Annotated in this window: 6 protein-coding genes and 1 pseudogene; all 7 read right to left on the reverse strand. The window is 54.6% G+C overall.

The annotated features are described in order from the left end of the window. Positions 1-318, reverse strand: a 318-nt coding sequence (locus ACVBEF_RS20305; protein WP_447125728.1) for a 3-keto-5-aminohexanoate cleavage protein, incomplete at its 3' end; no start/stop codon positions are given. A 103-nt stretch (positions 319-421) separates the two neighbouring features. Continuing rightward, positions 422-1759, reverse strand: a complete 1338-nt coding sequence (locus ACVBEF_RS20310) for an MFS transporter (protein ID WP_447125729.1) — start codon at positions 1757-1759, stop codon at positions 422-424. An 87-nt stretch (positions 1760-1846) separates the two neighbouring features. Further along, a complete protein-coding gene (locus tag ACVBEF_RS20315; RefSeq protein WP_447125730.1) occupies positions 1847-2968 on the reverse strand; it encodes a porin in 1122 nt (373 codons plus the stop codon). Positions 2969-3068: 100 nt separating this feature from the next. Beyond that, positions 3069-3536, reverse strand: coding sequence for a type II 3-dehydroquinate dehydratase (aroQ, locus tag ACVBEF_RS20320; protein WP_447125731.1), 468 nt, complete (start codon positions 3534-3536; stop codon positions 3069-3071). A 61-nt stretch (positions 3537-3597) separates the two neighbouring features. Further along, complete coding sequence (locus ACVBEF_RS20325; RefSeq protein WP_447125732.1) at positions 3598-4485, reverse strand: sugar phosphate isomerase/epimerase family protein; 888 nt, start codon at positions 4483-4485, stop codon at positions 3598-3600. Further along, positions 4482-5327, reverse strand: coding sequence for a shikimate dehydrogenase family protein (locus tag ACVBEF_RS20330; RefSeq protein ID WP_447125733.1), 846 nt, complete (start codon positions 5325-5327; stop codon positions 4482-4484). The genes ACVBEF_RS20325 and ACVBEF_RS20330 overlap by 4 nt, the downstream gene beginning before the upstream one ends. Further along, a pseudogene (locus ACVBEF_RS20335) lies at positions 5320-5788 on the reverse strand (4-hydroxyphenylpyruvate dioxygenase); the annotation flags it as partial. The pseudogene ACVBEF_RS20335 and the gene ACVBEF_RS20330, both read right to left, overlap by 8 nt.

Genomic DNA, 5788 nt, shown 5'->3' on the forward strand with positions numbered 1-5788 from the left:
CAATGACGCCATGTCCGGCTTGAGCGTGAGCGGATTGCCGCGTGCACTTTGATCGCGACCGCGACCGCCGGTTGAAAACTGAACGATCATCCCCGGGCAATACTTACGCACACCATCGAGCACCTGACCGAACAAGGCCGGTTCCGACGACGAACTTTCATCCGGATTACGTACATGCAGATGGACCAGCGTAGCACCGGCCTCAAAGGCTGCATGCGTGGATTCGATCTGCTCTGTGGTGGTGATGGGAATGGCTGGATTATCTTTTTTACGCGGTACCGATCCGGTGATCGCCACGGCAATGACTACTGGTCTCATATCAACTCCATCAATACACATTAAGGCTTGTTCAGTATCTGCTGCACAGAACTGAACAAGCCACTTATTTCCTCACTTATTTACTCACTTAGCTCCACATTTATTAGTCTGCCTTACCCAACTCATGCATCGGCGTACGGTACGTCTCGCGTGCCGTGGCAATCGAGATGGCCGCAATGGTCGAAGTCACACTGACAAATAGCGCAACAGGCATCCAGCCCGTCGGACCCGGTTGCAGAATCGCCGCACTAATGGCGGGTGCGAAACCACCGAGTGCAAAGCCGATCTGGGTGCCGACCGCCATGCCGGACAAGCGCACACGGGTATCAAACATTTCGCCATATAACGATGGCCAGACACCGTTGGCCGCGCTATACACGACACCCGATAACAACAGGCCGAGTACAAAAATCATCGGGATATTTGCCTGGCTGATGACCCACATATACGGCCAGATCAACAAGCCTGAACCGAGTGCGCCAAAGATAAACACCGGCTTGCGTCCAATCCGGTCTGCCAACGAGGCAAACAACGGGATCGCACCCAATGCTATGACGTTCGCCAAGACCAACACCGTGAGCATGGTGGCGCGTGGGATGTGGATTGTGTTGACGGCATACGACAATGTATAGACGCTAAAGATCGTACTGACCACCGACACCAGCGCACCAAAAATAACCCGCGCCAGATTCGCTTTGTAGCTTTTAAAAAGGACCGCGATCGGCAGTCTGGCTTGTTTCTTTAGCTTGTCTTCTTGCTCGAAAGCAGGCGTTTCCGGCAAGGTGCGGCGTACCCACATGCCGACTAGCACCACGATGGCGCTGAGGAAAAACGGGATACGCCACCCCCATGACAGCAGTTGATCTTCCGGCAGAGCCGAAATCGGCAAGAACACCAGTGTCGCCAGGATTAAGCCCGCTTGCGTGCCGCTCAAGGTAAAGCTGGTAAAAAATGCGCGGCGGTGGGCCGGTGCATGTTCGAGCGTCATCGAGTTGGCACCCGCTTGTTCACCCGCGGCTGACAAGCCCTGCAACATGCGCAGGATGACTAGCATGATGGGCGCGGCGATACCGACCTGACCGTAGGTTGGCAACAAACCGACAGCGAAGGTCGAAATACCCATTAACAACAAGGTAAAAGTGAGGACTTTTTTACGTCCGTATTTGTCGCCAACGTGGCCTAGCAATACCGCGCCAACAGGTCGCGTGACATAGCCGACGCCGAAGGTAGCAAAGGCGGCAATGGTGGCTGTGGCCGGATCAAACGAAGGGAAGAAAATCTTCCCGAACACCAGTGCTGCGGCGGTGCCGTAAATAAAGAAATCGTAATACTCAACTGCGCTGCCGATCCAACTGGCTAAGGCCGCTTTACGCGATGCATGCGTGGCTTTTTGCTTGGTACCGGCCTGCGCTGCTGCCGGGGAAACTGTGGATGTCGTCATACTGCCCTCTAAAGGAAACAATGGAAGCAATGTTCTTGTAATGGCGTTCAGAGGGTCTGAACGCCGCCTTCTTAAATAACTGTGCTATTAAAACCGATGCAATATGCCGGTTTGCAAACCAATCAAACTCTTGCCATTAATATCGACCCCTGCCAGATTGGCAGTCGGTCCCGCCGAGCCACTAAAGCGGAAACCCGCACCGCTATCATTTTTCATATAGTTAGCAAAACCGTACAGCGTCGTGCGTTTGGACAAGTCGTAATACGCACCAATGTTGCCACCATGCGCACCGGCATTGCTGCTGGAAGTGTCCTTGATCACACCGTACAAGGCCCCGACGCGAAATTGTGCGCTGAGACGATAATCGGCCGAAATCTGATAGATGTTATACATCCGCAGCACGCCAGGATTAGCGCCTGTGAAGGTATTGGTCGGGTTGCTGACGTTATTCAAAATCGTCGCGCCATTGTTACCGTTGGCGTTAGAGGTTGAGTTGTTGCTGCGCACGTACGCTAAGTAGACCTTGCCCTGACCGTAATCGTAGTCAGCATAGACGTTGTGATACACCACCGCTTTGTCGTAAATGGCATTGGCCAGCGGTTTAGCCCAGAGTCCGGCGTAACCGGCGCGGTACGGTCCGCCCGTATAGTCAACCCCAAGTTGATACACGCCGCGCTTGCCGATGGTTTCGCCCGGTGTTTCGTTAGTCGCGTAATGCGCATCGAATTGAAAACCAGCCAAGCGGGCCGATTTATATGAGATGTCGTTGTCATAGCGCGATGGCACGCCAAAGGTATTAATCATTGAGCCAAAAGTGGTGCGCTCGGTGTAATCAATGGCTCCGCCTATGTAAAAGATGATCGTGTTTTGACGCCCGAAACGAAATTCTCCGCCCGGTGTATTGATACCAACCCAGGACTGACGATCAAATATACGTGTGCTGTCAGCTGCGGCTCCCGTGTTGGCGCCTATACCTTGCTCAAGATTGAATTTGGCCTGATAACCGCCACCCAGATCTTCCACACCCTTAAAGCCTAAGCGGCTGCGCAGAATCGCACCGTCGTTGAGGCCTGTGACACTTTTGCCAGTGCTGCTATGGATATAACCGATGTATTGATCCAGATCGCCATAGATCGTGACATTGGTTTGCGCCTGTGCCAACGTCGCACATGCGGCCAAGCCGCAAAGAACTGCTAATTGTTTCTTCATTAAATCTCCCGTGGATTATTTTTATGATGATTGCCTGGCGCAGTGCAAGCGCAATACGCCAGTATTGTTCTCAAGGCCCAAGCGGCCCCGAGTCTTCTTGCTACGAAACTTGCTTAACCGGTTGCAGCGCCAGGGCCGCGATCGCCAGCCCATAGCCCGCAATCCCAAACCCGACCATCACGCCCTGCGCTACTGGCGAAATCCATGAGTGGTGACGAAACGCTTCACGCGCATGAACATTCGAAATATGCAATTCGATCACATGCACAGCACTGCCTTTGATGGCGTCGTGCAGCGAGATAGAAGTGTGGGTGTATGCGCCAGCGTTAAAGATCACGCCCGCCAACGTTCCGGCAGCCTGCGCCAGACCGGCTTCGTGTATCGCGTCGATGAGTACGCCTTCGTGATTCGATTGACGAAAGTCGAGCGTAAAGCCGTGGGTCTGGCAGGCGCTGTGGCAAAGCTGCTCAACGTCGGCTAAGGTCTGGCTGCCGTAGAACGCCGGTTCACGGCGGCCTAGTAAATTGAGGTTCGGTCCGTTGAGGACCAGAACGGTTTTATTGGTCATGTTTGTCTCCTTGATGAAGCAACCCTGCGTTATTTTTATTATTTGCAGGGACTGATCAAACTCAAGCCATCGTCGGATGTCCGGCGGTAGGCTGACGCACTTGCAAACTCCGTCTGAGTACCTGATCGGTCACCCACTTAGCAGCCCGATGCGCACGACGGGCGACGATTTCTGGCGACAGTTGCAGGTAGTCGTCGTTAAATACTTCAAAGCTGTAATCGCCGCGATAACCGTTGCGATCGAGCCGTCGCAGCAAGTCGGACAATTCTTTCGAATGCGCGCCCTCACCCGGAAACACGCGCAGATGGCGCGCCGTTTCAAGTCGTTCTTCGGCGCTGCGAATATCGCGCCACATAAAGTCCGACAACTGGACCATCGCGATCTTCTGGCACGGAATATCTTCCAAACCATCCAGATCAGCCTGATTGGCCAGCATGTGAAACGAATCAATGACCACACCCAGATTGGCATGATTGGCCAGTTCGACCGCTTCCCAGGATTGCATGTATTGATTGATGTGACGGCCCCAGGACAAAGCTTCATAGCCGACCTTAACGCCGAGCGGCACGGCCAGCGTCGCCAGTTTGGCTAAATGGGCCGCAATCACCGACATGTCGCCAGTGGCGTGGCCAGACGTGCTGGAGCAGACCATCAACAACGGCGCACCAACGGCTTTGCACACTTGCAGCAAATTTTTAGCGATGTCGAGTTTGTATTCGTGCAACGCGCCGGAGAGTCCTTCAAAGTCACGCATGACCTGAATCCCGGTGACCCGCACGCCGCTGGCTTTCACCAGCCGCACAGCTTGCTCAAGGCCGCCCGGATGACCCGCCAGGTCTTTGGCCCATAACATGATTTGCGAAAATCCGGCGGCCTTGGAGGCGTTCAGTTTCGATTCCAATGGCCCTGCCAGCGTAATGCTGTCCATTCCGAAATTACTCAGATTCATAACACCCCCAAGGCACGGAAAGCGTCCGATGAAACGTTTGAGTAGCCAAACAATTCCAGGTACAGCGGCGATTGTTCAATCATCATTTCGCGCCCTTTCTGAATCCGGCAACCGTGGCGCTGCGCTTCGACTAACAGCTTGGTCATTTCGATTTTCATACCGCAGTCGGCGACGATGCAGGTTGGTGCGATACCGTTCAGGTCCAGCGGCAACGGATCGTCCGGGCTCATCCCCAATGGGGTGGAGTTGACCACCAGATCGTAGCCCGCCGCAGACGGCGCACCGATGCTGATTTCTGTATTTGGAAAAGATTGCTGCAAACGCTCACGCAGCGACTCAGCTTGCGCTGCACGGGTGTCGTAAATGGCGACGTGACCGATACCGCGTGTCGCCAATGAAGCGGCAATGGCGCAACCGACGCCGCCGCTGCCAACCACCAGCGTGCGCGCCGTTGCCCAGTTGAATGGCTGCCCGGCGCAAGTCTGATCAAACGCCCGTATAAAACCTTCGCCGTCGATTAAGTCGCCGATGATTTGTCCGTCAGCACCTTTGTAAATGGCATTGCAGGCCCCTGCCAGCAAGGCGCGTGAAGTCGGCTGATCGACCGCATCAACGCTCATCGGCTTGTGCGGGATCGAGACAAAAATACCGCCCACGTTTTCCATCGCCATCAGTGTGCGCACGGCGGCAATATAGTCAGATGGTTTGACCTTCAGCGGAATCACCCGCGCGTCTATACCGTGCTGCGTGAAGTAGGCGTTAAAGAGTGTCGGCGCTTTGACTTGCTCGACCGGCCAGCCTATGACCGGAAAAATACGCGTGGTGCCGGAGATTTCAAGCATGTGGCTTCTCCAACTTACTTCCTAAATCGCTGACAACGAGTTCAAAACTGACGCCGCTTTTATACAGTTGCGTCAACGCGCCTTTTTCACTCGACTGGATCGCTTTGTGATCGACAAAAATAATGCCGCGTTGTTGCAGTTCGCGCACCGCCACCAATACATCGGGCGCACCGATGCCGACCCGTATCAATTGTTCGTCCCACTGCAAACCGGCCGCGCCTTCGGGCGGCTCCACCAATTGCAGATAAAAACTGTGGCACGGACTTTCCAGCAACACGCCCTTGGGTAGGACGCCAAAATAGCGGCCTTCCGGCAGCAGACGAAAATCCATTAACTGCTCATAAAAATCGATCCACTCCGGCGAGCGGTCGCGTCCGATGGTTTGCACCACGCCAAAGAAATGCATGCCAGCCCGCGCGCAAAGATCGTGGCGTAGAGCACCGGTGTGCCCGCTGTAGCAG

The sequence above is a fragment of the Glaciimonas sp. GG7 genome, assembly GCF_052976905.1.

Excerpts from the sequence above, each read along its gene's own strand:
- ACVBEF_RS20310 (WP_447125729.1), bottom strand. The coding sequence starts at position 1,759 with ATGACGACATCCACAGTTTCCCCGGCAGCAGCGCAGGCCGGTACCAAG.
- ACVBEF_RS20315 (WP_447125730.1), bottom strand. The coding sequence starts at position 2,968 with ATGAAGAAACAATTAGCAGTTCTTTGCGGCTTGGCCGCATGTGCGACG.
- aroQ (WP_447125731.1), bottom strand. The coding sequence starts at position 3,536 with ATGACCAATAAAACCGTTCTGGTCCTCAACGGACCGAACCTCAATTTA.
- ACVBEF_RS20325 (WP_447125732.1), bottom strand. The coding sequence starts at position 4,485 with ATGAATCTGAGTAATTTCGGAATGGACAGCATTACGCTGGCAGGGCCA.
- ACVBEF_RS20330 (WP_447125733.1), bottom strand. The coding sequence starts at position 5,327 with ATGCTTGAAATCTCCGGCACCACGCGTATTTTTCCGGTCATAGGCTGG.